This window comes from Antribacter soli, assembly GCF_021568775.1.
Taxonomy (GTDB): Bacteria; Actinomycetota; Actinomycetes; order Actinomycetales; family Cellulomonadaceae; genus Antribacter; species Antribacter soli.
Genome location: NZ_JAKGSG010000020.1, coordinates 113,817 through 140,779, shown reverse-complemented (window position 1 = coordinate 140,779; position 26,963 = coordinate 113,817). Strand labels below are relative to the sequence as shown.

Below are 26,963 nucleotides of genomic sequence, written 5' to 3'. Positions count from 1 at the left end.
CCACCTGCACGACCCGCCGCCCTTCCTGTACCTGGGTGTCGCAGGTCGTGCGGTGGCCGGCGACGGCGCACGGACGGGCCGCGGTGCACCCGCGCGACCCGTCCGGCGTCGGACGGCGGTTATGACCGCCAGGTGTCGCTGAGCGTCAGGGCGCCGTTCGCGCCGACCGTGGCCACACGGTTGGCGCCCGACTCCCAGGTGACGTTGCCGGAGCCGTCACGCTTGACGTACTTGTACTCGAAGGTGGTGCCCGCGGGCAGGTCCACCGTGCCGGTCCACACCGGGTACGACGCCGACGAGAGCGCCACGCCCGAGGCCGGGTTCCACGAGCCGAGCTGTGCCAGGTTCCCGACGACGTACACGTTCTGCCCCCACACGGTGGTCGCGTTCACCGCGAAGGAGACGTCGCCCAGCTCGGTCGGCGGCGGTGTCGAGCCCGAGAGCGCCCCGACGTGGATCGCGAGGGCGCCGTACGCGGGGACGGTCGCAGTGAACTGGCCGGCGGAGCTCACCGTCCGGGTCACGGAGCAGTCGGAGGCGGCGACGACGTCGCAGTACACCCCCGCCGGGAGCGACGTCTGGTAGGTGCGCGTCACCGCGGACCCCGTGTTGTTGATCGTCACGTAGCCCGTGGCGCCGCGGCCGTACGCGATGTGGTTGTTGCCGTCGTCCCACCAGTTCGTCACCGCGGTGCCGTCGACGGCGTTGTGGAAGCCGACCATGCCGCGGACCTCGGTCCAGCGCTGGGTGCACACCCACTGGCTGTTGCTGCAGCTCGCGTCGGGCACGGTGGTCGACGTCGCGCCCGGCGCGCCGGTGTCCGTGCCGGACCAGCGGTACCCCGAGTACACGGTGGGCGACCCGTACGGCCACGAGAGCAGGAACGCGTTCGCCAGCGTGTACTTCGCGCCCCAGTTGTAGTTCATCGTCTCGCCGTTGCGCTCGGTGTCGTGGTTGTCCACGAACACCTGGGCGCGGTCCGAGGGCAGCTTGTTGTCGCCGATGTAGCGCAGGTCCTTGATCTGGCCGTCGAACCGGGACTTCAGGTCGCGCGCGTACTGGAACTCGTGCGAGTCGCCGCTGCCGAGGTACTCGGACGGCTGGATGGGCTCGCCCGACGCGCCGATCACCTCGTGCACCCAGAACACGTTCGGGTTGGTCAGGCGCGACTTGACGGCCTCGAGGTCGGCGGCCGGGATGTGCTTCGCTGCGTCGATGCGGAAGCCGGCGACACCCAGCGACAGGAGGTCGTTGAGGTAGGCCGCGAGACGGTCGCGCACGTAGTCGGAGCCGGTCCGCAGGTCCTGCAGGCTGACGAGCCGGCAGTTCTGCACCTGGTAGCGGTCCTGGTAGTTCGAGATGTTCGTCCGGCAGTCGTTGAAGTCGTTGTAGCCGTACGTGCCCGGGAACGAGTCAGGGCCGTAGGTGCTGCCCGCGACGCCCGTGGCGGTCGAGGAGGCGGCGGCCATGTGGTTGACGACGGCGTCCGCGATCACGCCCACGCCCGCGGTGCGGCAGGTCTGGACCATGTTCTGGAACTCCGCGCGCGTGCCGAGCTTCGACTCGATCTGGTAGCTCACCGGCTGGTACGAGGTCCACCACTGGGACCCCTGGACGTGCTCCTGGGGCGGCGACACCTGCACGTACCCGAAGCCGGCCGGGCCGATGGTGCTCGTGCACTCGGCAGCGACCGAGTCCCAGGTCCACTGGAACAGGTTCAGGATCACGTTGCCCCGGCCGTTCGGTGACGGCACCACCGGGCTGGGGACCGGGGTCGAGGCGCTCGCGGGGGCTGTGGCCGCCAGGGTGGCGGCCGCGAGGCCGAGCGGGAGAGCGAGGGCGGTCGCCGTCGCCAGGGCGGTCAGTGCCCGGCTCAGGCGGTGAGCGGGTTGTGTCCATCGTCGCGTCATTGCGGCTCCATTGCTGGTCCCGGCGCGGCGCGTACGTCGTTGCACGGCCTTTCCGGATCTTGCTGCAAGAGGTTACAGAGAACGTTGCGCGACACGCCAGTCCTCTCGGCGAGGACCGCGTGTCGTTTCCGGCCGGAATGCCCGCCATGTGCGTCCCCCGCGGCGGTCAGGACCCATTCGCGGTGCCCGAGGCTTGCGCTGGGCTGCGAGGATGTCCGGCATGGCGCGATTCGGGGCGGTCGATGTGCACTACCCGGTCGAGGGCGGGGCGCGAGCCGCCCTCGTCGTCGCGATGGAGGCGACGTTCGCCGAGGTGGTCGACGAGCGGACCGTCTGGCTGGACGAGGCCGCCCCCTACCGGCCCGGCCGCTTCTACGAGCGCGAGCTGCCGCCGCTGCGAGCGCTGCTCGACGGCGTGGAGCCGCTCGACCTGCTCGTCGTCGACGGGTACGTCGACCTCGACCCCGCGGGTCGGCCGGGGCTCGGCCTCCACGTGCACGGGGCCGGCATGGCGCCGGTCGTGATCGGGGTCGCCAAGACGGCGTTCCGCGCGGCGACGCACGCCGTCGCCGTGGTGCGCGGGACGTCAGCGCGGCCGCTGTGGGTCACCGCCGTGGGGATGTCACGGGAGGATGCGGCCGCGCAGATCGCCGCGATGTCCGGGGGCGCCCGGCTTCCCGAGGCGCTGCACCGCGTCGACCGGCTGGCCCGCGGGACGCTGCTGCCGCGGAGCTGACGGGATCCGACGCCGGGCTCATCCCCGCCCCCGATCGGGGGCGCAGGTAGCCTTCCAGAATGGAGGGCTCCCGCACCGTCCGCGCACCCCGCGGCACCGCGCTCACCGCCCGCAGCTGGCAGACCGAGGCCCCGCTGCGGATGCTCATGAACAACCTCGACCCCGAGGTGGCCGAGCGTCCCGACGACCTCGTGGTCTACGGCGGCACCGGCCGCGCGGCCCGCTCGTGGGGCGCTTTCGACGCGATCGTCCGCACCCTCACGGACCTGCGCGAGGACGAGACGCTGCTGGTGCAGTCGGGCAAGCCTGTGGGTGTGCTCCAGACGCACGGGTGGGCGCCGCGAGTGCTCATCGCGAACTCGAACCTGGTGGGCGACTGGGCGACGTGGCCCGAGTTCCGCCGGCTCGAGGCGCTCGGGCTGACGATGTACGGGCAGATGACTGCCGGGTCGTGGATCTACATCGGCACGCAGGGCATCGTGCAGGGCACGTACGAGACGTTCGGCGCGGTGGCCGAGAAGCTCGCCGCCCGCCAGGGCGGGCATGGGCTCGGTGGGGGCACCCTGACGGGGACCCTCACGCTGACCGGCGGGTGTGGCGGCATGGGCGGCGCGCAGCCGCTCGCGGTCACGCTGAACGGCGGCGTATGCCTCATCGTCGACGTCGACCCGGCGCGGCTGGCCCGGCGCGTCGGGCACCGGTACCTCGACGCCGTCGCGGGCGACCTGGACGAGGCGGTCGCCCTCGCGCTGGCCGCCAAGAAGGAGGGCCGGGCTTACTCGGTGGGCGTCGTCGGGAATGCGGCCGAGGTGTTCCCCGAGCTGCTGCGGCGTGGCGTGGAGATCGACATCGTCACGGACCAGACCTCGGCTCACGACCCGCTGTCCTACCTGCCGCTCGGGGTCGCGCTCGAGGACTGGGCGGACCTCGCCGCGAAGGACCCCGCCGGGTTCACCGACCGGGCGCGAGAGTCGATGGCCCGGCACGTGGAGGCGATGGTCGGCTTCCTCGACGCGGGAGCCGAGGTGTTCGACTACGGCAACTCCATCCGCGAGGAGGCGCGGCTCGGCGGGTTCGAGCGTGCTTTCGACTTCCCGGGCTTCGTCCCCGCGTACATCCGGCCGTTGTTCTGCGAGGGCAAGGGCCCGTTCCGCTGGGCGGCGCTCTCGGGTGACCCGCGCGACATCGCCGCGACGGACGCCGCAGTGCTGCGGCTCTTCCCCGACGACGACCACCTCCACCGCTGGATCCGCGGCGCCCAGGAGCGCATCGCGTTCCAGGGCCTGCCCGCGCGGATCTGCTGGCTCGGGTACGGGGAGCGGGACCGTGCGGGGCTGGCGTTCAACGAGCTCCTCGCGTCGGGGGAGGTTCGCGCGCCGATCGTGATCGGCCGCGACCACCTCGACGCCGGCTCCGTCGCCTCCCCGTACCGCGAGACGGAGTCGATGCTCGACGGCAGCGACGCCATCGCCGACTGGCCGCTGCTCAACGCGCTCACGGCTGCGTCCTCCGGGGCGACCTGGGTGTCGATCCACCATGGCGGCGGCGTGGGGATCGGGCGGTCGATCCACGCGGGGCAGGTGTCCGTGGCGGACGGGACGCCGCTCGCCGCAGACAAGCTCGCGCGGGTTCTGTCCAACGACCCCGCGATGGGCGTGATCCGCCACGTCGATGCGGGGTACGAGCGGGCGGTGGAGGTTGCGGAGGAGCGGGGTGTCCGGGTCCCGATGCCAAAGTAACCGAGCCTTCAACCAGCGCTCACCACGGCACTGAAGTACCGACCTCTTCCCGGCCCTCACCGCGACAAACGTCACGAAGGGGGCGGACGCGGCACGGCGAGCCTGCTAGCCTCGCCGCATGTCCGCCCCCCGGACGCCCAGGCATCGCGCGGGACCACGTGTCCCGGCGCGGGCCCCGATCGTCTCGTCATTGCCGACCCGAGCGGCAAGCGGCGTTCGCCACGCCAGGACGCTCCCGCGGACGTCGGCTGTCGCTGCCACGGTGGTCTTCCTGGTCGTGAGCCTCCCGACCGGGGCAGCGGTCGCCGCCCTCACGGGCGCCGTCACGCCAGAGCAGGCCGGCCCGCTCGGCCCGGTCGTCGCGGCGCTGCCGGTGTTCGACGACGGTGGGCGTGACGCTGGCGCTGCCGCTCTGGGGGACGTGGCCGGTCCGGTGGTGGAGCCGGATGCGCAGGACCCGGCTCGTGCCGACGACGGAACTGCCGGTGACACGGTGGTGAGTCCTACCACCTCAGGGGACGGCACGGAGGCCATGCTGGGCGACCTGGGTGCCCCGGTGATCGTGGTGCCCGCCGAGCCGTCGGCATCTCCCGAACCATCGGCGAGCGCTTCCGCCGCGGCGGCCGAGGGCGGTCCCGAGGTGCTCACGCCCGAGGCGGCGGCCGTCGTCGAGCTGACCAACGCGGAGCGGGCTGCGGCGGGCTGCCCGGCGCTGACCGTCGACGAACGGCTCACCGCCGCGGCGCGGCTGCACAGCGAGGACATGGTGGCGCAGGGGTACTTCGACCACACGAGCCTGGACGGGCGCACTCCGTGGGACCGTGCGAAGGCACAGGGGTACACGAACCCGTCGGGCGAGAACATCGCGGCGGGACAGCCAGATGCCGAAGCGGTCGTGCGGGCGTGGATGGACTCGCCCGGGCACCGGGAGAACATCCTGAACTGCGACTTCCGCGAGATCGGCGTGGGTGAGGTCGACCAGGTCTGGACGCAGCTGTTCGGCTGGGGCTGAACGAGGGCCGCCCACGGCGCGCGTGCTGACAGCGCCGGTGCGGGGCCCAATCACGCGCTGAAGGCGGCGACGACGTCGGCGAAGCGCGCCGGAGAGTTCACCCGCTGACGGTCTGAGAGCGGTCCGAGCAACCTCATCTCGGGCGATACGCTCCGTCCGCTCGTGCTGGGACGCAAGTGGACAGCACGACGAGTCAAGAGAAAGAAGACGGCATGAAGGCATGGCGCCGCGGAGCAGCGGCACTTCTCGCGGCCGCCGCCGTGACGGGCATGGTTCCCGTCGTGGCGAGCGCCGCCGAGACGGGGGGCCGCGTCGTCAAGGCGTGGTTCAGCAACGACATCTACCTCGTCCCCAGTACGGACGTGGGGTGGAACGACCCGTACAAGCAGCCACGCCGCCTGTCGTACGAGGAGTGGGCAGCGCTCGGGTCGCCTACGCCCGAGGTGCTCGAGGCGCACTACGCGGCGCTCCCGCACAGCACGACGGTCTACGGGTACGTCTTCGAGCCCAACCCGTACGACGCCCAGCTCACCTGGGACGACGTGCTTCAGGTCGAGGCCCTCTCCTTCGCGCAGTGGGACTCGGTCGGCAGGCCGCAGCCGGTGGTCGACCTCACCTTCTGCGAGGCCGCGTACTGCCACCTGCACAAGTGGGCGTCCGGCGACCAGGTGTTCCTTCAGGAGCAGCGGAACTCCAGTGCAGGGTTCCGGCAGATCTCGTACGGCGAGTGGGCACAGCTCGGTTTCCAGGCAGTGGTCAACCAGGGAGTGGGCTTCTACAAGATGCCCTTCTCGGACACGATCTTCACCCTCGAGGCCAAGTACCTCGACCCCGCGACCCCAGTGCCCGCCGGCTACTTCTTCGGCTGCAACGGGCAGTCGTACGAGTGGTGGCGGTACTACGGGTTCCCGCCGCCGCAGGTCTTGACGAGGCCGACGGCGGCCGACAGATACACCCGAGTCGCGACCAGATCCGACATCTGGTACTCGGGCCCGGCCGGTGCGCAGAAGCTCACGCTGGCCGGCTGGCAGAGCGTCGGCTCTCCTGCACCCATCGTCGACGGAGGGACGATCACGTCCAACTGCTCGCAGACCTCTCCGCCGAGCAGCTGAGGGTTCCACTGCCGCCCTCTCGCGACCACTAGATGAAATGCGGCGATGTGTCGGGTGATATCCGCGCGAACTGGTGCTCAGGGCGCAAAGCGGCAGCAGACTCCAGGGACGGGCCGGAATGTCCGGCCCCTCCCAGGAGGAATGCTGTGTTCTCTGTCGTGAGGAAGTCGATGGCAACGATCGCCATGGCTGCAATGACCGGTTCTCTGGCTGTGTCCACCGCCGCACCGGCCGCCGCGGACTGGTATCAGGACGGCGTCTTCGCCCTGCAGTACACGGACGAGCTGTGGCGGGTCGACAGCGCGTCCGACACCGCCCGTCAACTCACCTTCGACGAGTGGGCGGCGCTGGGCTTCCCGACGCCGCAGCCGGCCCCGACCAGCTATGTCAAGTACTCCTGGTCTCCCACGGTGTACGCCGTCACCTTCTTCGGCGACGAGCGCGACGAGTGGCTGTGGGAGCAGATCAGCTTCGGTCAGTGGTCGCGTGCCGGCTACCCGTCGCCGTGGAACGCAGGCTGGATCGAGGGGTCCTACTTCTACAAGTGGGGCACCTCCAGCGAGCTGTTCGTCGAGGGCCCCGACGGCGTGAACCACAAGCTCAGCCACGCCGAGTGGCAGGCCAGCGGCTTCATGCCGCCGGCGGATCGCTCGAACGAAGGCTTCGTGAAGTACACGTGGGACTCCACGATCGTCCGGATGACCAACTTCGGGTGGGGCCAGGGTTACGCCATCGGTTACGACGAGTGGCGCAGCGAGGCTTTCCCGACGCCGCAGGCGGTAACGCGGGTCGCCGGTGACCAGGTCTACCGCTACTACGGCAATCCGACCATCTGGTACGCCGGTCCCGGTCTGAACCGGCCGATCACGGGCGCAGAGTGGCAGGCGATGGGCTTCCCGGCGCCCACGGTGTACGGCGTGCCACCGCGACCGGCCGACAAGGACTGCGCCGACTTCGCGACGCAGGCCCAGGCGCAGGCGGAGTACAACTACTACTTCGAGGCCTACGGCGACGTCTGGGCCCTTGACGGAGACGGAGACCACATCGTCTGCGAGTGGCTTCCCTGATCGCTGCAGTTGCCCCATGGCCGGTCCCGCATGCACGGGGCCGGCCACGGCCACCTCCGCGGTGGCTGACCAGCCGGTCATTCGTCCCGCGCCGAGCGAGCCCGTCGACCAGTAGAACTCCGCCCGTCTTTGCCCGATCGCCCCTATCGCCCTGGAATCGGCGGGCGTAGCGTCGGGACGGAACGCGCGTGGTCAGAGCGGACCCGCCGTCGTCAGGAGGGAAGGACGCTGTGAATTCTCTCGTCAGGAAGGCGGTGGCCGCGATCACCGCGGCCGTGGCGGCCGGGTCGATCGTGCTGGGTGCGGTGGCTCCGGCGTCGGCCACCCCGTATGCGGACGGCTACTTCCGGATCGGGTACAACGGGCAGATCTGGGAGACGAACGTGGAGGCGGGGAGCGTCCGCCTCCTGACGTACGAGGAGTGGGCCGCCCTCGGCTATCCGACGCCGGAGCCGGCCCCCACGGACGTCGTCAAGTACGCGTGGTCTCCGACTCTCTACGCGGTGACCTTCCTCGGCAGCTTCGAGAGCGAGTGGGTCTGGGACACCCTGGACCACGCGGAGTGGCAGAGCGCCGGGTTCCCCGCGCCGCGCAATGCGGGCTGGATCGAGGGGTCGCAGTTCCACCAGTACAGGCTGAGCGACGATATCTTCGTCACCGGCCCGGACGGCGTCGTCCACAAGCTCACCTATTCAGAGTGGGTCGCCTCCGGAATGCGGAACCGCGCCTACTACTACCCCGCGTTCGTCAAGTACTCGTTCGACCCGACGATCATCATGATCACCACCGACTTTCTCCGTCCCTGGGGAGAGCCCTTGACGTACGAGCAGTGGCGTGACCTGGCCTTCCCGACACCGTCCGTGGTGATCTGGCTCAGGGGCGACATGCTGTACCGCTACGAGGGAGATCCGACGATCTGGTTCGACGGACTGCATGTCCTCCACGCGCTCACGTACGAGGAGTGGGCCGCCCTGGACTTCCGGGAGCCAGAGGTCCGCCCCGCGCCGAGCGAGCCCATCAACTAGGACGGGCGACCGGGCGACGTCTGGGGCTTGACGGGACGGCGACCACATCGTCTGCGAGCGGCTTCCCAGATCGCTGCCGTTGCCAGTGGGCCGGTCCCGCGAAAGGGCGGGGCCGGCCCACGCAACCTTGGTCGGGTGAAATTTGCGATCTATCTGAAACGTCGTTGTTTTGTTATCGCTCGGTACTCGATACTTCTGCCCGTTGGCCGGAACCGTTCGGCCACAGAAAGAGGACAACGACGTGTCGATCTTGAAGAAGGCCCTGGCGGCGGTCGCCACGGTCGCGGTGGCGGGCTCGATGGCGGTCGCCACCGCCACGCCGGCGGCCGCAGACTGGTACGAGGACGGTGTGTTCTCGCTGCGCTACACCGACAGCATCTGGCGGGTGGACAGCGCCTCGGACTCCGCCTGGCCGCTCACCTACGAGGAGTGGCAGGCGCTGGGCTTCCCCACGCCGAAGCCGGCGCAGACGGACTACGTCAAGTACCCGTGGTCGCCCACGGTCTACGCCGTGACGTTCTTCGGCAACGAGCGCGACGAGTGGCACTGGGAGGCCATCACCTTCGAGCAGTGGTCGCGTGCGGGCTACCCGTCACCGCGCAACGCCGGGTGGATCGAGGGCTCGGAGTACTTCCAGTGGGGCACGTCCAGCGAGCTCTTCGTCTGGACCCCTGCCGACGACGTGGTGCACAAGCTCACGTACTCGCAGTGGCAGGCCAGCGGCTTCATGCCCGCGGAGCGCATTGCGAACGAAGGTTTCGTCAAGGTCTCGGGTAACGCGAACATCTACTACAGCGACGACCTTGGCGCGCGTTCTGCCTATGGTCCGCTCACCTATGAGGACTGGCGCTATTGGGACTTCCCGACGCCGCTGGTCGTGAACTGGTGACGAACCCGTCCCGGTGATGGTGACGTGGCCGGTCCCGCTCCTACGGGACCGGCCACTGTCATCCCAGCGGGTGAAGTTTCGCGGTGACAACGCGCCGGAGCGGATCTGGCGCCAGTCTGATATTCAGGGGGTGAAACATGTGCCTCTGAGTGTCGTGCCGCGCACATCTGGCCGGGGCCGAGACCGAAGGAGAATCCCATGTCGATCCTGAAGAGGGCGCTGGCGGCTGTCGCCACACTCGTCCTGAGCGGGTCGCTTGCGGTGGCCACCGCCACGCCGGCGGATGCCGACTGGTACGAGGACGGCGTGTTCTCGCTGCCCTACTCCGACGAGCTGTGGCGGGTGGACAGCGCGTCGGACGCGTTCTGGCCGCTCAGCTACGCGGAGTGGGCGGCGCTGGGCTTCCCCGCTCCGAAGCCGTCCCAGACCAGCTTCGTCAAGTACCCGTGGTCGCCCACGGTGTACGCCGTGACATTCTTCGGCGACGAGCGGCAAGAGTGGCTGTGGGCGACGCTCACGTTCGAGCAGTGGTCGCGGGCCGGTAGCCCGCCTGCGAGGATCGCAGGCTGGATCGCGGGCTCGTACTACTACCAGTGGGGTACGTCGGCCGAGGTGTTCGTCCAGGGCCAGGACGACGTGATCCACAAGCTCACCTTTGCCGAGTGGGAGGTGAGCGGCTTCATGCCGCCGGAGCAGCGGTGGAACGAGGGCTTCGTCCAGCGGTCCGGCAACCCGACCATCTTCTGGATGCCGGACCTCTCCGTGCCTCAGATGACGCCGATCACGTACGACGAGTGGCGTCGGCAGGACTCCCCGACGCCGAAGCTCGTGAAGTGGTGACACCGGTCACCGGGTGAATCGTGACTCGCTGACCTGCACGTTGCCTGCTCGCGTCACGGTGCGGGCCGGAGCCCGCCATCCGCGCTGATAATGTCCGCGTTGGCCGTCCCAGCGAGCAAGTCCGAGGTCACACATGAAACGTCTCCCCAGCATCCTTGCGGCCGTCGCCCTGGTCGTGACGACGATCGTCGGTGGTACAGGGCCGGCCACCGCCGCCACGTACGAGTACGTCAAGACGCGGTTCTCCGACACGATCTACCGGGTCGACGCGGGAGACTGGACGTACACGACGCGGACGGCGATCTCGTACGAGGAGTGGGTCGCCGCCGGTCGACCCACTCCGGACGTGTATGAGCCCACCGACTACGAGAGCCTCCCGTGGAGCCCCGTGATCCACGCGCTCACCTTCTGGCCGAACAACACCTGGCCCGAAGAGCACGCGCTGACCTACGACGAGTGGGTGACCCTGGGGAGGCCAGCGCCGGTCCGGACGTATGACCTCTGCGACGTGATGCTGTGCAATACGTGGAGGTGGGCGAACACCGAGGAGCTGTTCCTCAGCACCCAGAGCGACCCGGTCCACAAGCTCACGTTCGAGGAGTGGAACGCCCTCGGCAATCCCGCCCCGTATGTGAGCTACCTCGGAGTCTACAAGCTGCCGTGGGACGGCCGGATCGTCGTGGTGACGCCGGACAAGATCGGCCCTGGCACGACGCAGCCGCCGTCCGGTCTCTCGTTCCAGTGCCCTGCGATCTCGTACGCCCAGTGGGCGGGGTTGGACTTCCCGACGCCGCAGGTGGTCGCCTCGGGCCGGGACGACAGGTTCCTTCTGTGGACCAACAGCTCGACGATTTACTACTACGGCATCCTCGGGTACTTCCCGATCACGTACTCGCAGTGGGCCGGGGCGGGCTTCCCACCTCCCATCCGGACAGGCAGGGTGACCCCGCAGGTCCAGACCTGCTGACCGGCCGACCCGGCGGACGCGGCTCAGCGCCGCGTCACGCCGGGTCGTTCGGCATCAGCAGCCAGAACACCAGGTAGGCGATGATCTGCGGCCCGGGCAGGAACAGCGAGACCACCGCGAGGATGCGGACCAGGGTCGGGTCCCAGCCGAAGCGGCGGGCGATGCCCGCGCACACCCCGGCGATCATGCGACCCTGACGCGGGCGGGAGAGAGTCTGTGTGCTCATGCCTCGACGCTACGTCCGGCCCGGTCGCCTCGGCATCCGTGAGGTCCCGGGTTCGGACCCGGAACCTCGGGGTCCCGACCCTGAGTCGCGGGCCACGGGTCCGCGACGAACCGCCCCGCCACGCCGCGACCGTCCGTGACACCGGGTGAGAGTGGGGGTTCCATGGAATCCCGGGCGGGAGCCCGGTAGGACAACCGAACCGGGGGTGGCGCCATGAGCCAGGTGGTCGAGCAGCACGAGGAGCAGCCGGGCCTCAAGCGGGTCATGGGCTCAAAGCTCCTGCTCCTGTTCATCGTGGGCGACATCCTCGGTACGGGCGTGTACGCCCTGACGGGTCAGGTCGCGGGCGAGGTGGGCGGGGCGGCGTGGGCGCCGTTCCTCGTCGCCTTCGTGGTGGCGACCCTGACGGCGCTGTCGTACCTCGAGCTGGTCACCAAGTACCCGCAGGCGGCGGGCGCCGCCCTGTACACGCACAAGGCTTTCGGCATCCACTTCGTCACGTTCATCGTGGCGTTCACGGTGATGTGCTCGGGAATCACGTCGGCGTCGACGGCCTCGAACGCGTTCGCCGGCTTCGTCAACGACGCCTTCGACCTCGGGCTCGACGCCGGCAGCGGCGGCCTGCTCGCCGTGGCGCTCGGCTTCATGGCCCTGGTCGCGGCGGTCAACTTCCGCGGCGTGGGCGAGAGTGTCAAGGCCAACGTGGTCCTCACGCTCGTGGAGCTCTCGGGCCTGCTGCTCGTGATCTTCGTGGGCCTGTGGGCGGCCACGCAGGGCAACGCCGACTTCTCGCGCGTCGTCATCTTCGAGAGCCCGGACGACAAGAGCACGTTCTTCGCCATCACCGCGGCGACGAGCCTCGCGTTCTTCGCCATGGTCGGCTTCGAGGACTCCGTGAACATGGCGGAGGAGTGCAAGGACCCGGTGCGGCACTTCCCCCGCGTGATGCTCACGGGCCTCGGGATCACGGGCGTCATCTACGTGCTCGTCGCGATCACCGCCGTCGCGCTCGTCCCGGTCGGTGACCTCACCGACCCGGACAAGGGCTCGGCGCTCACGCAGGTGGTCGCGGCCGGCGCGCCGGGCCTGCCGTTCGACACGATCTTCCCGTTCATCGGCATGTTCGCCGTCGCCAACTCTGCGCTGATCAACATGCTCATGGCTTCGCGGCTGCTCTACGGCATGGCCAAGCAGGACGTGCTGCCGCACTTCTTCGCGAACGTGCACCCCTTCCGCCGCACGCCCTGGGTGTCGATCCTCGTGACCACCGGCATCGCGTTCGGGCTCATCTCGTACGTGGTGCGGGCGAACGCCACGGAGGCGGGCGCGAGCGCGGTCAGCCTCCTCGGCGGCACCACGGCCCTGCTCCTCCTGTGCGTCTTCGCGGTCGTGAACGTCGCGCTGCTGGTGCTCCGGCGACAGCCGGTCGAGCACAAGCACTTCCGCACGTGGCTGCCACTCCCGATCCTCGGGGCCGTGGCCTGCCTGTTCCTCGCGGGCCCGTGGGCGCGCAGCGAGGCGCAGCAGGGCCAGTACCCCATCGCGGGCGCGCTTCTCGCGGTCGGCGTGGTGCTCTGGGCGCTCACGTGGGCGGTCAACCGCTGGGTGCGGCACCGCGTCACGTCGTTCAGCGACGTCGAAGAGCTCGAGGAGATCCGCGAGGAGGGCCTGGAGGACGCGGACGAGCGGTAGACAGCTCCGGGCGTCAGCGACACCAGCAACGTGCTCCCAATGTGCTCCAAGTTGCTCCAATCATTGGAGCAGCTAGGAGGGCGGGCGTGAGCTCGGACTCTTTGGAGGATCACCACCCGCCCGGCGCCAGAACCTTCCGGATCCGCTTCTCGCTGACCGGCCCGTCGGTCCCGAGCTGCTGCGCGAACAGCGACACGCGCAGCTCCTCGATCTGCCACCGCACGTCGGCGAGCTCGGCCTCGCGCGCGGGATCGCGGGGTCCGGCGGCGTACGCGGCGCGCGCCTTCTCGTACGCGCCGACGACGTCGGACACCCGCCACGCCAGCTCAGCGTCGCGCGTCACGTTCGCCGACGCCTTCTCGAGCCGGTACTGCGCCGCCCGCAGGTACCGCACGAGGTGCGGGAGCCGCCGCGGCGGCGTCGCGGACACGAATCCCGCGTGGACCAGCCCGGCGGCATGGTCGCGGATGTCCTGCAGGGTGCTGAGCAGCGCCAGGCTGGACAGCGACCGTACCGAGCCCTCGAGCGTCCGGTAGGCGGTGAGCGCGGCGACGACGTGCCCGACGATCCGGTGCACCTCGTCCTCCAGGTGCGTTCGCACGAAGTCGCGAGCCTCCAGGTAGGCGGCGCGCGAGCGCACCGCTCCGGCGGGCGTCCCGCCCGACGGCGCGTCGTACCGAGCCTGGTCGGCGGGCGTGGTCAACGAGATCACCGCCGCGAGCTGCAGGTCCGCTACCAGCGCCTCGGTGTTCCGGTACGGCGAAGCGGCGAGCGTGAGCGCCTGGTTTCCGGACCAGCGCGAGGAGATGCGCCCCGGCGCCAGTGCCGTCTCCGCGAGCAGCAGCCGCCGCACACCGGCCACGTGGGCGGCGTCGCGCGCGTTCGCGTCCGCGAGCACCCGCAGCGAGACGGTGTCTTCCCCGCGTGGCCCGCGCTCCTCGACGAGCGCGGGATACCCGCGCACCACCACGCCCGCACCCATGTCGGTCGACACCGACCCGGGCAGCTCGGGCACGGCCTCGGGCCAGGTTGTCAGCGCGGTCGCCTCGGCGATCACTCCGCCGTCGGGCACCCCAGCGCCGGAAGGCGAGCCGGACGCAGAGGTGGGGGTGGCGGCAGAGCCGGTGGGCCCGGGCTGGATGGGCCTGGCGGGAGCGTCGCGAGGAACGAGCGACGCGGATGGTCGCCCGGGCTCTGCCGCCGACCCCGCCGGACCCGATCCAGCCGCCCCGGACCGCGCCGCCTCCCGCAAGGCCTGCCCGACCGCGCCCTTGACCGCGGACCGCACCGCCGCCTCCGCGCGCGACGCGAGGCGGCGCTGGAGTGCGAGGAGGTCCTTCGACTCGTCGAGCACGACCTCGCCGGCATTCCTGCCCGACCCGCGCTGCTCGAAGACGCGGAACGTCATCCGCAGGTGCGCGGGCAGGCGCTCGACGCGCTCCGCGTCCCACACCTCAGGCGGGATCACGACGTCGCGTAGCGCCCGGACGGCCCGCGTGAACGCCACGTGGTACGGCTCGGCCATGTCGCCCGCGCGCGTCATGTCCGCCCACGTCGGGGTGTTCTCGTGCAGCCAGCCGACGACGGCGCGCGCCACGTCCGGTGCCGGCACGAGCTGCACGCGCACCGCCTTTGGCAGCGACCTGATGGTCGCGACCGTCAGCTCCTCGAGGAGGCCGGGCACCATCCAGTCGAAGCCGTCGGGCGCCAGTCGCGGCAGCACCGACACCGGGACGTGCACCGTCACGCCGTCCGCATCGGCGCCTGGCTGGAACTGGTACGTCAGCGGCAGCGTGAGCTCGCCCTGCTGCCAGGTCTGGGGGAAGCCCTCCGTGTCCACGGAGGCCGACCCGACGAGCTGCTCCAGGGTGAACGACAGCCGCTCCGGGTCGTCGCGCCGGGCGCCGGTCCACCAGCGGTCGAAGTGGCGGGCGGAGACGACGTCGGCCGGGACGCGCTCGTCGTAGAAGGCGAACAGGTCGTCCTCCGACGCGACGAGGCCGCGCTGCCGCGACCGCGCCTCCAGCTCCTCCGCCTCCTCCAGGAGCTTGCGGTTCTCGTGGAAGAAGCGGTGGTGCGTGGTCCACTCGCCCTCCACCAGGGCGTGGCGCACGAACATCTCGCGCGCGGCCACGGGGTCCACCTTCGCGAACAGGACCTTGCGGCCCTCCACGATCGGCACGCCGTAGAGCAGCACCTTCTCGGTCGCCATCGCGGCGCCGTGCTTCGACGACCAGTGCGGGTCGGAGTAGGTGCGCTTCGCCAGCGACCCGGCGAGCTCCTCCGCCCAGTCGGGCTCGATGCGGGCGACGTCGCGCGCCCACAGCCGGGACGTCTCGACGAGCTCACCGGCCATGACCCACGCCGGCGGCTTCTTGCTCAGCGGCGAGCCCGGGAAGATCGCGAACCGCGCCCCGCGCGCCCCCAGGTACTCGTTCCGCGCCTGCTTGCGCGCCCGGCGGATCGCCTGCTCCCGCGCGGCCCCCTTGAGGTGCGCGACGGAGGACGCCTTGATCTCCCCGGTGTCCTGCATGCCGATCCGCGACAGCAGCCCGGCGAGCAGAGCCCGGTGAACGGTCTGGTCGTCCCACACCCACCGGTACCCCGTCCCCTCACCCTCGCCGTCCGAGACATCTCCCGACACCGGTCCGGACCCCGCCGTGGCGTCACCCGTACGCCGCGCCCGGAACGCCATGTCGATCCCGAGCGGCTTGCTCATCTCGCGGAGCTGCGCCACCACGTCCTGCCACTCGCGGATCCGCAGGAAGTTGAGGTACTCCGACTTGCACAGGCGCCGGAACGCGCTGCCCGAGAGCAGGCGCTGCTGCTCGCGCAGGTACTCCCACAGGTTGAGGTAGGTGAGGAAGTCGGAGCGTGGGTCGGTGAAGCGGGCGTGGAGCTGGTCGGCCTGGGCGCGCTCCTCGGCGGGGCGCTCGCGCGGGTCCTGGATGGACAGCACGGCGGCGATGATCGCGACCTCGCGCGCGACGCCGAGCCGCGCGCCCTCGATGATCATGCGGGCCAGGCGCGGGTCCATGGGGAGCTGCGCGAGGGTGCGACCGGTCTCGGTGAGGGTCGTGCGGCCGTCGGCCGTGGTCAGGGCGCCGAGCTCGGTGAGGAGCTGGACGCCGTCGCGCACGGCGCGGGTGTCCGGGGGTTCGACGAAGGGGAAGCGCGCGACGTCGTCGGGTGTCTCGACGACGCCCACGGAGATCATCTGGAGCAGCACCGACGCGAGCGAGGTGCGCAGGATCTCGGGCTCGGTGAACTCGGGCCGGCCCTCGAAGTCCTCCGGCGAGTACAGGCGGATCGCGATGCCGTCGGCGACGCGGCCGGAGCGGCCCGACCGCTGGTTCGCGCTCGCCTGCGAGACAGGCTCGATCGGCAGCCGCTGGACCTTCGTCGCCTTCGAGTAGCGGCTGATGCGGGCGGTGCCGGGGTCGACGACGTAGTGGATGCCGGGGACCGTCAGCGACGTCTCGGCGACGTTCGTCGCGAGGACGATGCGCCGGCCCGAGTGGGCCTCGAAGACGCGATGCTGCTCGTGGCTCGACAGACGTGCGTACAGCGGCAGGATCTCCACGTGCTGCGGGTGCCGCGGGTCCCGGACCCGTTCGCGCAGGTGACCCTCGAGGGCGTCGGCGGCGTCGTGGATCTCGCGTTCGCCGGAGAGGAACACGAGGATGTCGCCGTGGCCCTCGCGCATGAGCTCGTCGCACGCGTCGACGATGCCGGTGACGAGGTCCTTCTCCTCGGCCCTGGAAGTCTTTGTCGCCTTGGGCTTCCCGCCGCGGCCCGACGTCGGCCGCTCGCCCCGGGCGGTCCCTTCGCCCTGAGCGTCTGCCCGGCCGCCGGTCTCGTCGGCGTCGGGGACGAGAGGCCGGTACCGGATCTCGACCGGGTACGTGCGGCCCGTGACCTCGATGATGGGCGCCTGCTCGGGCAGGAGGTCCGTCACGTACGAGGGTGCGCCGCCGCGCTCGGCGAGGGCGGCGGGGGAGAAGTGCCGCGCGAACCGCTCGGAGTCGATCGTGGCCGACGTGATGATCAGCTTGAGGTCCGGCCGCTGCGGCAGGAGGCGGCTCAGGTAGCCGAGAAGGAAGTCGATGTTGAGCGACCGCTCGTGCGCCTCGTCGATGATGATCGTGTCGTAGGCGAGGAGCTGGGGGTCGCGCTGGATCTGGGCGAGCAGGATGCCGTCCGTCATGACCTTGACGAGCGTTTCCTCGCTCGACTGGTCGGTGAACCGCACCTGGTAGCCGACGATCTGGCCCATCGGGAGCGGCCGATCTCCACTGAGTTCTTCGTTGATGCGCTCGGCGACCGTGCGGGCCGCGATCCGGCGCGGCTGCGTGTGCCCGATCTGACCCTGCCGCCCCCGGCCCAGCTCGAGGAGGATCTTCGGGAGCTGGGTCGTCTTGCCGGACCCCGTCTCGCCCGCGACGATCACGACCTGGTTCTCGGCGATTGCCCGCGCGATGTCCGCGCGGCGCGCAGAGACGGGAAGCTGCTCGGGAAAGGTGATCGGGGGGAGGGCGGCGGCCTCGCGCCGTTCGGCGGCCCGGGCGAGCTGCTCGCGGCTCACCTGACCACGTGCGCTGCCCGACGCCGGCCGCCCGCCTCGCGTACGCCCCTCGACCGGGGCGCGGCCCCGGCTCCGGCCGGCCCGCCGCGAACCCGCCCCGGACCGGGCGCCGCCTGCTGTGCCCGAGCGGGCTCCGCCGTCGGACTCAGGCGTGGTGCGGGGATCGGAACTCACAACCCCCCATTCTAGAAGTGGCGGTCTCGTCCTTTTTCCGCTGGGTCTCGACGCCTCTCAATCCGTGCCCTGGAGCCGCTGCCGACGAGGAGCACGCGCCAACCTTACGGTGGCTGACGGCGGTCCCCCGCCCGCTTCTGCCCGGCCTCTGTCGTCCGCCTTCAGCGCCGGTCCGGACGGGAACCGTGATCGGTAGTTGGGGGGGGGGGGGGGGGGGGGGGGGGGGGGGGGGGGGCCGGGGGGCGGCCGGGGGGGGGGGGGGGGGGGGGGGCGTGATCGGCAGTTCGAGCTGCCGATCACGCGACGAACTACCGATCAGACGACGGAACCTCGAGACACCGGCCCGAGCCGGTCCCGCGCAGCTCGCCAGTACCGCCGCCGGACTAGATGCCCGACCCGCCGCCGGACGTGTTGGTCCACGAGGCGTGGTATTCGTTCAGCGAGTACCTCTTCTGCTGACCGCTGGTCGAGGTGATCTCGAGGCCGAACTGCATCGTGTCGAAGGTGGTGTTGCGCAGGAGGCCTCGGTCCGCGGCCCATCGCCAGGTCGCCAGGACGTCCACATGACCGTCATGGTTCTGGTTGGCGGGGATGAACTGTAGGACGTTCCAGCCAGGGTCGGCCTGGTAGACCCCCGAGTAGAGGATGCCGCCGATCGTCACGTTGCTCGCGATCTTCGTGCCCCAGCCGTTTGCGCTCGGGTACCAGCTGGTGAAGATCATGACCTCGTCCTGGTTGCCGGTGGACCAGACGTCCGCCGTCCAGTTCCACCAGTCTCCGCCGGCGGCGGGGGCTGACGAAGTGTTGTACGTGAACCCCGCGTTCGCCATCTGTGACAGGGGGGTCCGCGGCCTGACCGAGGTGTTCGGGTACGACTTGATGCCGCCGCCGGACTGGGTCGAGTCGACGTACCACGAGTTCATGCTGTTGACGTGCAGGCACTGCGAGTTGTTGCCCTGGTTGCCCCAGACGTTGTTGTAGATCGTCCAGTCACTCTGGGTGTACTCCCCGAACGTGTTGCACGAGGAGTAGACCTCGGCCTGCGCCGGAGGCGCGACCGGCGTTCCTGCGCTGGGCGGCGGGGCCACGGACACCGCGGCCGCCTCCGCCGCCGCTTGAGCCTCGGCTGCTGCTGCCGCCTCGGCCGCGGCGGCTGCCTCCGCCTCGGCTGCCTCCGCCTCGGCGGCCTCGGCCGCGGCGGTGTCCGAGGGGCTGGGGCTCGGGGTCGGGCTCGGGCTGGCGGTCGCGGACGCGCTGGCGCTGGCGCTCGCCTCCGGCGACGAGCTGATCAGGGGGCCGTCAAACCTGGGATCGACCGACGCGTCGTTGCCCGCGATGTTGCCGGAGATGGTCGGCGCGAGAGCGGCGGCGCCACCGAGGACGACCGCGAGGCCGACGACGACCGGCACGAGCCACCGGGGACGCAGGCGGCTCAGGAATGATGCCACGGGGTCTCTTTCCCTCTCGTGAGGCGAAGAGGGGGCCGGAAGGACGCGCCGCCCTCGGCTTCAGGCCAGACCTTGCACGGTTGCTGCGCAGGTCGTCAAGTCTTCAACGGCCCAGCCCGCCGACGACAGGGATGCCCAGAAGCCCGGCGATCATGAGGACTACCAGGGAACCTCCGTTCCGGAGAGGCGCTGATCGTCCGCCGAGGGGGGGAGAAGTCCCTTTCCTGGACCCGGACGCTCGCCTCGAGTGCTCTGCGCACGCAGGAGTCAATCAACTAGGCGGAGCACGGGCAGATGCGGATGGAGCTGTGGATGCGCGATCTTGGGCTGAGGGCATACGACGTCGTCCGGTTCAACGCCGATCTGCGGTTCTTCACCCTCGACGGCTCCCGGCTCCAGGCCTCGGACAGCCCGCCATAAGCGTGGGAGGAGAACGTCGGACGGCCCATCGGGAGGGTCTACGAGTCGTTGGACACCGGTCCCGACCCTGACTGACGCCACGCCCGACCTCGGGCCTCGAACTCCGGGGTGATCGTGAAGCGGTTCGGCGAGGGATTGCGCTGGGAATCCGCTGGGTCGGACCCTCACAACGAAAGCAAGGAGGCCCGGAATCCGCAAGATTCCGGGCCTCTACGCCTGCCGTGCGCCGTGGCGGCGACAAAACCCCCATTGTCGCAAGCCCAGGCAAGTGAATTTGCCGCGACCCCCGTCGCGGCGCGGAGCGCGCACCCTCGTCGTGCGCTCCGCCCCGCGACGGGAGCGACGTCAGAAGCTGCAGCCGTTGAGCATCGACTGCAGGGCCGTCTTCTCCGACTGCTGCAGCGTCAGGCCCCAGCGGTACTTGGTGTGGATCCAGAACTTCGAGTAGGCGCACCACTTGCTGGTGAGCGGCGGCTTCCAGGTGGACGGGTCCTTGTCCCCCTTGGAGGAGTTGACCGAGATCGTGACGGCGATGAGCTGCGGGCCGGTGAGGTCGTTGGCGAAGGCCTGGCGCCTGGACGTGGTCCAGGAGCTGGCCCCCGACCGCCACGCCTCGGCGAGCGCGACGACGTGGTCGATCGAGATGTCCGAGGGGCTGGTACGCGTGACGCCGTCGTACTGGCTGTACCAGGAGCCCGAGGTGGGGTAGCAGTCGGACCCGACGGTCACGTTGGTGCCGTCGCGCTTGAGGACGGTCTCGCGCGTGCTGCAGCCGTTCACCGAGGTCCAGTGCGGGAAGAGGTCGCGCGAGTAGCCCGTCATCGACCCCTCGGCGGCGACGGTGAGCGCGTTGAGCTCCGACTGGACCTGCGCCTTGCCGGGGACGTCGGGCGGGTACGCCTGGGACGGTGTGCCGGCGAGGGCGACGAGCAGGAACGCGGCGAGTGCGGCGACGAGCGCGCGCACGGCGTTCCGTGGGATGGCGGATGACCAGGACAGTGACATGGGGCAACCCTTCCAAGTATGGAGTTTGACCGAGTTGCCCATTTTGGCCAGGTTCGATGACGCCCGGATGACGAGGTGATGAAATTCCCGCGTCATCGGGGTGCTGCGATGAAATTCTGGAACAGCGGCAGCCTCAGTAAGGGCTCGGGGCACGAGAAAGGGCCCCCGCCTCCCCGTCGGGCCGCTGTCCGAGGACGCGGGCCGGACGAGGGGGCGGAGGCCCCGACTCGCGGTCGGTGCGACCGTCAGAAGCTGAAGCCCGCCTGGGCGGACTCGACGCCCAGCCAGAAGCCCAGGCCGACGAGCGCCAGCGTGCCGAGCGTCGTCAGGATGGAGATGCCGAGGGCCCAGCCTGCGACCCAGTGGTCGAAGCCTTCCTTGCCCGACTTCCGCAGCGCGATCACGTTGACGATCACGCCCACGATCGGGATGTAGGCAAGCAGGAAGCCCACGATGGAGAAGACGTTGCTCTGCGGGTCCTCCTCCTCGATCGCGACGGCCTCGGTGGCCTCGACCGCCCCGGTCGTCTCGAGGGCCTTTGTTGCCTCGACGACCTCGGTGGTCTCGGCGGTGGCCTCGACGGCCGTGACGGGCTCGGCGAGGTTCTCGGTGACGGCCTCGGACAGCTTCTCGGCGGCCTGGGTGTCGGTCTCGGCGGTCATGGTGAGTGGTGCTCCTCGTGTTTGGCCCGTTTGTTCCGCCATATTGTGATGTATCCCCATAGGGATGACCAGACCTAGGCGGGCGAACTCGGAGTGGTACAGCCGACCCGCCCGCCGAGGTGGATCACATCGTGTCGAGCTGGCCCGTGCTGGCGAGCGCGAGGGCCGCCACGATCCAGATGGCGGTGAGGACGCCGTAGAGCACGGTGAACGCGATCGACAGGCCCAGGCCCCACTTGGCGAGCTTGTTGTCGAAGCCTGCCTCGCCCGACTTCTTCAGGGCGATGGCGCTGAGGATGATGCCGATCACCGGCGCGATGAACGCGAGGATGAAGCCGACGATCGACAGGGTGTTGCTCTGCGGGTCGGCGACGACCTCGTTGGACTGCGGTGCGGCGGGGGTCTCGGACATTCTGGTGATGCTCCCTGGGTCGCGGGCGCGATGGCCCGTGCGTGCGGGCGTTTTTGCGACACGCCCGTATTACCCGGCTTAGTGTGAAGTATCTGTGCAAATCTGAAAAGGCCGTTCCATAGATTCGCCGGGTCACGCCACCTGGCACACAGGTGACACTGGTCGCATGAGCACCAGTGCACCCTTCGGCCCGACGGCGGACCTCGCCCACGGCGACCGCCACACAAGGGCGACCCTCACCCCGAGCAGCGTGGACCTCACGGGCGACCCCCTCACCGTCGAGCAGGTCGTCGCTGTCGCCCGCAGCGGCGCCCTCGTCCACCTCAGCGACGAGGCGCTCCGCCGGATGGCGGCGGGCCGGGCGGTCGTCGACGAGCTCGCCGGCGACGTCCGCCCGCACTACGGCATCTCCACCGGCTTCGGTGCCCTCGCCAGGACCCACATCCCGGCAGAACGCCGCGCCGACCTGCAGCGCAGCCTCGTCCGCTCGCACGCCGCGGGCTCGGGGCCGGAGGTCGAGACCGAGGTGGTCCGCGCCCTGCAGCTTCTGCGCCTCAACACCCTGACCACGGGCCGGACCGGCGTGCGGCCCGCCACCGCCCAGGTCTACGCCGACCTGCTCAACGCGCGCCTCACGCCCGTGGTCTACGAGTACGGCTCGCTCGGCTGCTCCGGCGACCTCGCGCCGCTCGCACACGTCGCCCTGGCCGCCACGGGCGAAGGCGAGGTGCGGGACGCCGTCGGGCAGAAGAGGCCCGCGGCCGAGGCCCTGGCCGCGGCCGGCATCGCCCCGGCGATCCTCAGCGAGAAGGAGGGCCTGGCACTCATCAACGGAACCGACGGCATGCTGGGCATGCTCGTCCTCGCGCTGCACGACCTGCGTGGACTCTTCGCCGCCGCCGACGTCGCTGCCGCGCTCTCCGTCGAGGCGCTGCTCGGGTCGGACGCGCCGTTCGCCGAGGACCTGATCGCGCTGCGGCCGCACCCGGGGCAGGCGGCGTCCGCCGCGAACCTGCGGGCCCTGCTGGCGGGCTCGCCCGTCATGGCCAGCCACCGCGAGACGTACCCGGACGGCTCGCCGGTGTGCACCCGCGTCCAGGACGCCTACTCGCTGCGCTGCGCGCCTCAGGTGCACGGCGCCGCGCGGGACACCCTCGCTCACGCCACCGCGGTGGCCGAGCGGGAGCTCGCGTCGGCCATCGACAACCCCGTGGTGACCCCCGACGGGCGCGTCGAGTCCTGCGGGAACTTCCACGGCGCGCCCGTCGGGTACGCGCTCGACTTCCTTGCGATCGCTGTCGCCGACGTCGCGTCGATCTCCGAGCGCCGCACCGACCGGTTCCTCGACAAGGCGCGCAACGAGGGGCTGCCGCCGTTCCTGGCGCACGAGGTGGGGGTCGACTCCGGGCTGATGATCGCCCAGTACACGGCGGCCGGGATCGTCTCCGAGCTCAAGCGGCTCGCAGTGCCCGCGAGCGTGGACTCGATCCCCTCGTCGGCGATGCAGGAGGACCACGTGTCGATGGGCTGGTCCGCCGCACGCAAGCTGCGGCGGGCGGTCGACGGCCTCGCGCGCGTGGTCGCGATCGAGGTGCTCACCGCCTGCCGGGCGCTCGACCTGCGGCTTGAACAGCTCGCCGCGGCCGACGGCGGTGCCCGCGGCAGCGCCCCGGGAACCGGTGCCGTGCTCCGGGTCGTCCGCGGCGTCGTCGCAGGCCCGGGGCCGGACCGGTTCCTCACGCCCGAGATCGAGGCCGTGAGGCGGCTCGTCGTGTCGGGCGAGCTCGTCGCGGCAGCGGGCGAGAGGGTGGGCGCGCTGCACTGACGCGCGGCCGGCGCGGTGGAGCGGCTGTTCCGGCGGCCGTTCCACCTCGCTGGGCAGCGAACGGACGGACCGGGGTGATTATCGGCGGAACACTGGCGTGGCGCCTGCCGTGCGAGCACCCTGAAGTGAGCGGGTCTTCACCCGCGCGTCAGGTCGGTGTGCAAGGATGCGCGCTCGGCAGGCATCTCGGCACCGAACAGACGGGGGCTCATCTGGTGGAACCGCGTCCGAGCGATGACGGCGACGACCGTGTCGACGAGCGACCGGCCGTCGCCGTTCCTGACGCGCCTCCGGGTGCGCCCGTGGAGCCCGCGGACTCCGTGGCCGCTCGGAGCCGCGCCCTGCGCACGCTTCGTCTGGCAGGCTCGAGCGCCCTCGCCGCGACGGTCGCCGCGACGGTGCTCCTGACCGCGGGCGCGAGCGCACCGCAGTCGCCGATCGGCCTGGCCGCCGCCCAGAGCGTGCAGATCCGCCTCACCGGCGTGATCGACGAGTCCTCCTCCGCGGGGTCCGGCATCAGCCCGATCGCGGGTGTCACCGCCGCCCAGGTCCGCGAGGTCCTCACCCGGGCGCAGCAGTTCATCGACGAGCGGGGAGTCTTCGTCGATGCGGAGGTCGCCCAGGCTGCGGCCGAGCTCGGCATGCTCTACGCCACGTACGAGGCGCAGCAGGCAAGCCTGGTCGAGGCCAACCAGGGTCTCCCGGTCGAAGGCCCGCGCGCCGGCTGGCTCCTCGTCGGGGGGCCCGACGTCGGTGCGCTCGCCGAGGACCCCGAGGCCGAGGCCGAGCCGGGGGCCGACGCCGACGCCGAACCGGGAGCCGGTGGCAAGGTCGGCGCCAAGCCCGAGCCGGGGGCCGACGCCGACGCCGACGCCGAGCAAGCGTCCCTGAGCGTGGTCGGTGTGGCCGACCCTGGCGAGGACCAGCACGCCGTGGCCGAGGAAGAGTCGGCGGAGGCCGAAGAGGGCACGGAGCTCGTCAGCTTCGAGGTCGTCGTCGTCGCGGCGATGCGGGTGGCGTCGCTGCTCGACCCGTGGTCGCCGAACGCGCTCGTCGAGATCGTCCCGGCGCCAGGCACTCCCGAAGCGGCCGCGGCGGACCTGCTCACCGCGCTGCGGGAGTCGGTCGGCCTGTACGGAGCGTCCACGACGGGATACCGCAACGGCCGCATCCCGGCCGACGTGCTGTGCGACCTCGACTTCGCGTCGTTCCACCGCCTGCGCTGCGACGCCGCCGAGCGCCTCGAAGCCCTGAACGTCGCATACGAGCAGGAGTTCGGGCGCTCGATCCCGATCACCGACTCGTACCGCTCGTACGACCAGCAGGTCGCGGTGCGCGGGACCAAGGGTCACCTCGCGGCGATCCCGGGCACGTCGAACCACGGCTGGGGCCTCGCGGTCGACCTGGGCAACCCCATCGCGGGCGGGGCGTCCGACGAGTACGCGTGGCTGCGCGTGAACGGCCCGGACTACGGCTGGGACAACCCGTCCTGGGCTCGCAAGGGCGGCTCGAAGCCCGAGCCGTGGCACTTCGAGTTCTTCGCCGGCGGTGCGATCCCCAACCGGGCGATCGACGCGGACGACGTCGACCGCTGGCCCACCCCGTACACCCGCGCGGCGAGCCCCGACAAGGACGCCGAGGAAGCCTCGAAGCCGGTCGCGCCGAGGCCCGCCGACCCGCTGCCGGTCCCCTCCTCGGCGCCGTCGCCCACGCCGCCGCAGCCGGCCCCGTCGCCGACGTGCGAGCCGAGCGTGACCGAGGTCCCGCAGCCGTCCGTGTCGCCCACACCGTCGGCCGACGGCTCGGCTCCGGCGACCAAGACTGCCGAGCCGCTGCCGAAGTGCGAGCCGTCGTCGACGCCGACACCCACGCCCACGCCGACACCCACGCCGACGCCGACACCCACGCCCACGCCGACGCCGTCGCCCACGCCGTCCCCGACGCCGTCGGAGGAGCCGACCCCGACGCCGACTCCGTCCGACCCGACGCCGACGCCGACGCCGACGCCCAGCGACGGTGACCAGACGACGACCCCGCCGGATGAATCGACGGGCGACCCGACGCCGGAGCCCTCGCCGGCGAAGGAGGAGGAGACCGTGACGGTCGACGGAGGGGACGCGGTTCCTCCCGAGCCCGAGCCCGAGCCCGAGCCGACGCCGTCGGACACGCCCCTCCCGTGAGCGGCGGCCTGCGGCTAGCCTGACGAACCGTGACCACCGAACCTGCCGCAGGCGACCCGCGCCGCTTCCTGCGCTCCGGCCGCCTGGAGGCCATGCCGCGCCGGTGGCGGGACAAGATCGCGGTGACGCGCTATCTGGCGGCTCAGGTGCTCCCGGACCTCCTCGAGCCGGTCGCGGAGCGCGAGCTCACCGCCCGGCTGGCGCAGGTCGCGCAGGACCCGGTCGGCCTCCGGCGTGCCATGGTGGACCAGGGCATCGTGCAGCGCACCCGCGACGGTGCCGAGTACTGGCGCACCGAGCGCACCGAGTACGACCCCGACGTGTTCGTGCCCGACGTGGGCCGCATCGCGGGTGACGTGGTGCGCCTGGGCGAGCCGGCGCCGGAGGACGACGCGATGAACGTGCGCGAGCACCGCGAGCCGAGGTCGAAGGGGGAGACGCGATGAGCGAGGAGCGTGCCGTCGCCGCGCTGGAAGCGGCGGGCATCCCGTTCGAGATCAAGCGGCACGGCCGCGTCGGTTCGCTCGAGGAGGCCGCGGCGGCGCGGGGTGTGGACCCGGCGCGGATGATCAAGACGATCGTGGTGCGGCGCGGCGAGGGTGACTTTCTCTTCGTGCTGGTGCCGGGCGATCGGCAGATCTCGTGGCCGAAGCTGCGCGCGCTGCTCGGCGTGTCGCGGCTGTCGATGCCGGACAAGGACGTCGCTCGCGAGGTCACCGGGTACGAACGGGGAACCATCACGCCGTTCGGGTCGTTTCACGCATGGCCGGTCGTCGCCGACGCCCGGCTCGGGGAGCCGGGACAGGTGTCCATCGGTGGTGGCGCTCACGGCGTGGGCGCTACGGTGGACGCCGCGGACCTCGTGGCGGCGCTGTCGGCGACGGTCGCCGACGTCACCGAGCCGCTGTGAACGTGTCACGTCCTGCTTGCTTTCGTGCAACCTGACCGTAACGGTGCGGGGGTGGACGGAACGGGCGTACAGGAGGAACACTCAGACAGGTAGGCATTTCTTGCCGAGCAAAGGCAAGATGAGGTCG

At 70.9% G+C, this 26,963-nt stretch carries 21 protein-coding genes; 14 read left to right on the top strand and 7 right to left on the bottom strand.

The window, feature by feature from the left end:
* Positions 1-119: 119 nt before the first annotated feature.
* The gene (locus L1785_RS05310; RefSeq protein WP_236088161.1) at positions 120-1,910 is read right to left on the bottom strand and encodes a carbohydrate-binding module family 20 domain-containing protein; all 1,791 of its coding nucleotides are present in this window, start codon (positions 1,908-1,910) and stop codon (positions 120-122) included.
* A gap of 220 nt (positions 1,911-2,130) precedes the next feature.
* Here L1785_RS05310 and L1785_RS05305 point away from each other — a divergent pair, with 220 nt between their 5' ends.
* The 9 genes from L1785_RS05305 (at position 2,131) to L1785_RS05265 (ending at position 11,297) form a co-directional block, all read left to right on the top strand.
* Positions 2,131-2,646 carry an endonuclease V gene (locus L1785_RS05305; protein ID WP_236088160.1) on the top strand — a complete coding sequence of 172 codons (516 nt, stop codon included), beginning with the start codon at positions 2,131-2,133 and terminating at the stop codon, positions 2,644-2,646.
* A 59-nt stretch (positions 2,647-2,705) separates the two neighbouring features.
* Positions 2,706-4,385, top strand: coding sequence for a urocanate hydratase (hutU, locus tag L1785_RS05300; RefSeq protein WP_236088159.1), 1,680 nt, complete (start codon positions 2,706-2,708; stop codon positions 4,383-4,385).
* Positions 4,386-4,662: 277 nt separating this feature from the next.
* Positions 4,663-5,397: a CAP domain-containing protein gene (locus L1785_RS05295; protein ID WP_236088158.1), complete on the top strand. Its 735-nt coding sequence runs from the start codon at positions 4,663-4,665 to the stop codon at positions 5,395-5,397.
* A 212-nt stretch (positions 5,398-5,609) separates the two neighbouring features.
* Positions 5,610-6,509, top strand: coding sequence for a hypothetical protein (locus L1785_RS05290; protein ID WP_236088157.1), 900 nt, complete (start codon positions 5,610-5,612; stop codon positions 6,507-6,509).
* Positions 6,510-6,694: 185 nt separating this feature from the next.
* Positions 6,695-7,576: an excalibur calcium-binding domain-containing protein gene (locus tag L1785_RS05285; RefSeq protein ID WP_236088156.1), complete on the top strand. Its 882-nt coding sequence runs from the start codon at positions 6,695-6,697 to the stop codon at positions 7,574-7,576.
* Positions 7,577-7,806: 230 nt separating this feature from the next.
* Positions 7,807-8,601 carry a hypothetical protein gene (locus L1785_RS05280; RefSeq protein ID WP_236088155.1) on the top strand — a complete coding sequence of 265 codons (795 nt, stop codon included), beginning with the start codon at positions 7,807-7,809 and terminating at the stop codon, positions 8,599-8,601.
* Positions 8,602-8,842: 241 nt separating this feature from the next.
* Complete coding sequence (locus L1785_RS05275) at positions 8,843-9,490, top strand: hypothetical protein (RefSeq protein ID WP_236088154.1); 648 nt, start codon at positions 8,843-8,845, stop codon at positions 9,488-9,490.
* A gap of 198 nt (positions 9,491-9,688) precedes the next feature.
* On the top strand, positions 9,689-10,330 hold the full coding sequence (locus tag L1785_RS05270; RefSeq protein WP_236088153.1) for a hypothetical protein: 642 nt from the start codon (positions 9,689-9,691) through the stop codon (positions 10,328-10,330).
* Positions 10,331-10,463: 133 nt separating this feature from the next.
* The gene (locus tag L1785_RS05265) at positions 10,464-11,297 is read left to right on the top strand and encodes a hypothetical protein (protein ID WP_236088152.1); all 834 of its coding nucleotides are present in this window, start codon (positions 10,464-10,466) and stop codon (positions 11,295-11,297) included.
* 34 nt (positions 11,298-11,331) lie between these two features.
* On the opposite strand, the gene L1785_RS05260 is transcribed toward L1785_RS05265, so the two are convergent.
* Complete coding sequence (locus tag L1785_RS05260; protein WP_236088151.1) at positions 11,332-11,523, bottom strand: PspC domain-containing protein; 192 nt, start codon at positions 11,521-11,523, stop codon at positions 11,332-11,334.
* A gap of 213 nt (positions 11,524-11,736) precedes the next feature.
* Between L1785_RS05260 and L1785_RS05255 the strand changes: the two genes are divergently transcribed.
* Positions 11,737-13,215: an APC family permease gene (locus L1785_RS05255; protein WP_236088150.1), complete on the top strand. Its 1,479-nt coding sequence runs from the start codon at positions 11,737-11,739 to the stop codon at positions 13,213-13,215.
* Positions 13,216-13,324: 109 nt separating this feature from the next.
* Here the strand turns inward: L1785_RS05255 and hrpA are convergent, their stop codons facing one another.
* From hrpA to L1785_RS05225, 5 genes are all read right to left on the bottom strand, one after another.
* Positions 13,325-17,800 (bottom strand): ATP-dependent RNA helicase HrpA, encoded by a 4,476-nt coding sequence (hrpA, locus tag L1785_RS05250; RefSeq protein ID WP_236088149.1) that lies wholly within the window; start codon positions 17,798-17,800, stop codon positions 13,325-13,327.
* A gap of 557 nt (positions 17,801-18,357) precedes the next feature.
* Positions 18,358-19,422: a glycoside hydrolase family 12 protein gene (locus L1785_RS05240; RefSeq protein WP_236088148.1), complete on the bottom strand. Its 1,065-nt coding sequence runs from the start codon at positions 19,420-19,422 to the stop codon at positions 18,358-18,360.
* A 765-nt stretch (positions 19,423-20,187) separates the two neighbouring features.
* Positions 20,188-20,847 (bottom strand): HNH endonuclease family protein, encoded by a 660-nt coding sequence (locus tag L1785_RS05235; protein WP_236088147.1) that lies wholly within the window; start codon positions 20,845-20,847, stop codon positions 20,188-20,190.
* Positions 20,848-21,092: 245 nt separating this feature from the next.
* Positions 21,093-21,509: a hypothetical protein gene (locus tag L1785_RS05230; RefSeq protein ID WP_236088146.1), complete on the bottom strand. Its 417-nt coding sequence runs from the start codon at positions 21,507-21,509 to the stop codon at positions 21,093-21,095.
* A 124-nt stretch (positions 21,510-21,633) separates the two neighbouring features.
* The gene (locus L1785_RS05225) at positions 21,634-21,921 is read right to left on the bottom strand and encodes a hypothetical protein (RefSeq protein WP_236088145.1); all 288 of its coding nucleotides are present in this window, start codon (positions 21,919-21,921) and stop codon (positions 21,634-21,636) included.
* Positions 21,922-22,087: 166 nt separating this feature from the next.
* Here L1785_RS05225 and hutH point away from each other — a divergent pair, with 166 nt between their 5' ends.
* From hutH to L1785_RS05205, 4 genes are all read left to right on the top strand, one after another.
* A complete protein-coding gene (gene hutH / locus L1785_RS05220) occupies positions 22,088-23,746 on the top strand; it encodes a histidine ammonia-lyase (RefSeq protein ID WP_236088144.1) in 1,659 nt (552 codons plus the stop codon).
* Between the two features lie 215 nt (positions 23,747-23,961).
* Complete coding sequence (locus tag L1785_RS23170; RefSeq protein WP_308113261.1) at positions 23,962-25,926, top strand: M15 family metallopeptidase; 1,965 nt, start codon at positions 23,962-23,964, stop codon at positions 25,924-25,926.
* Between the two features lie 29 nt (positions 25,927-25,955).
* A complete protein-coding gene (locus L1785_RS05210; protein WP_236088143.1) occupies positions 25,956-26,372 on the top strand; it encodes a DUF2087 domain-containing protein in 417 nt (138 codons plus the stop codon).
* Complete coding sequence (locus L1785_RS05205) at positions 26,369-26,836, top strand: aminoacyl-tRNA deacylase (RefSeq protein WP_236088142.1); 468 nt, start codon at positions 26,369-26,371, stop codon at positions 26,834-26,836. The genes L1785_RS05210 and L1785_RS05205 overlap by 4 nt, the downstream gene beginning before the upstream one ends.
* Positions 26,837-26,963 lie beyond the last annotated feature (127 nt).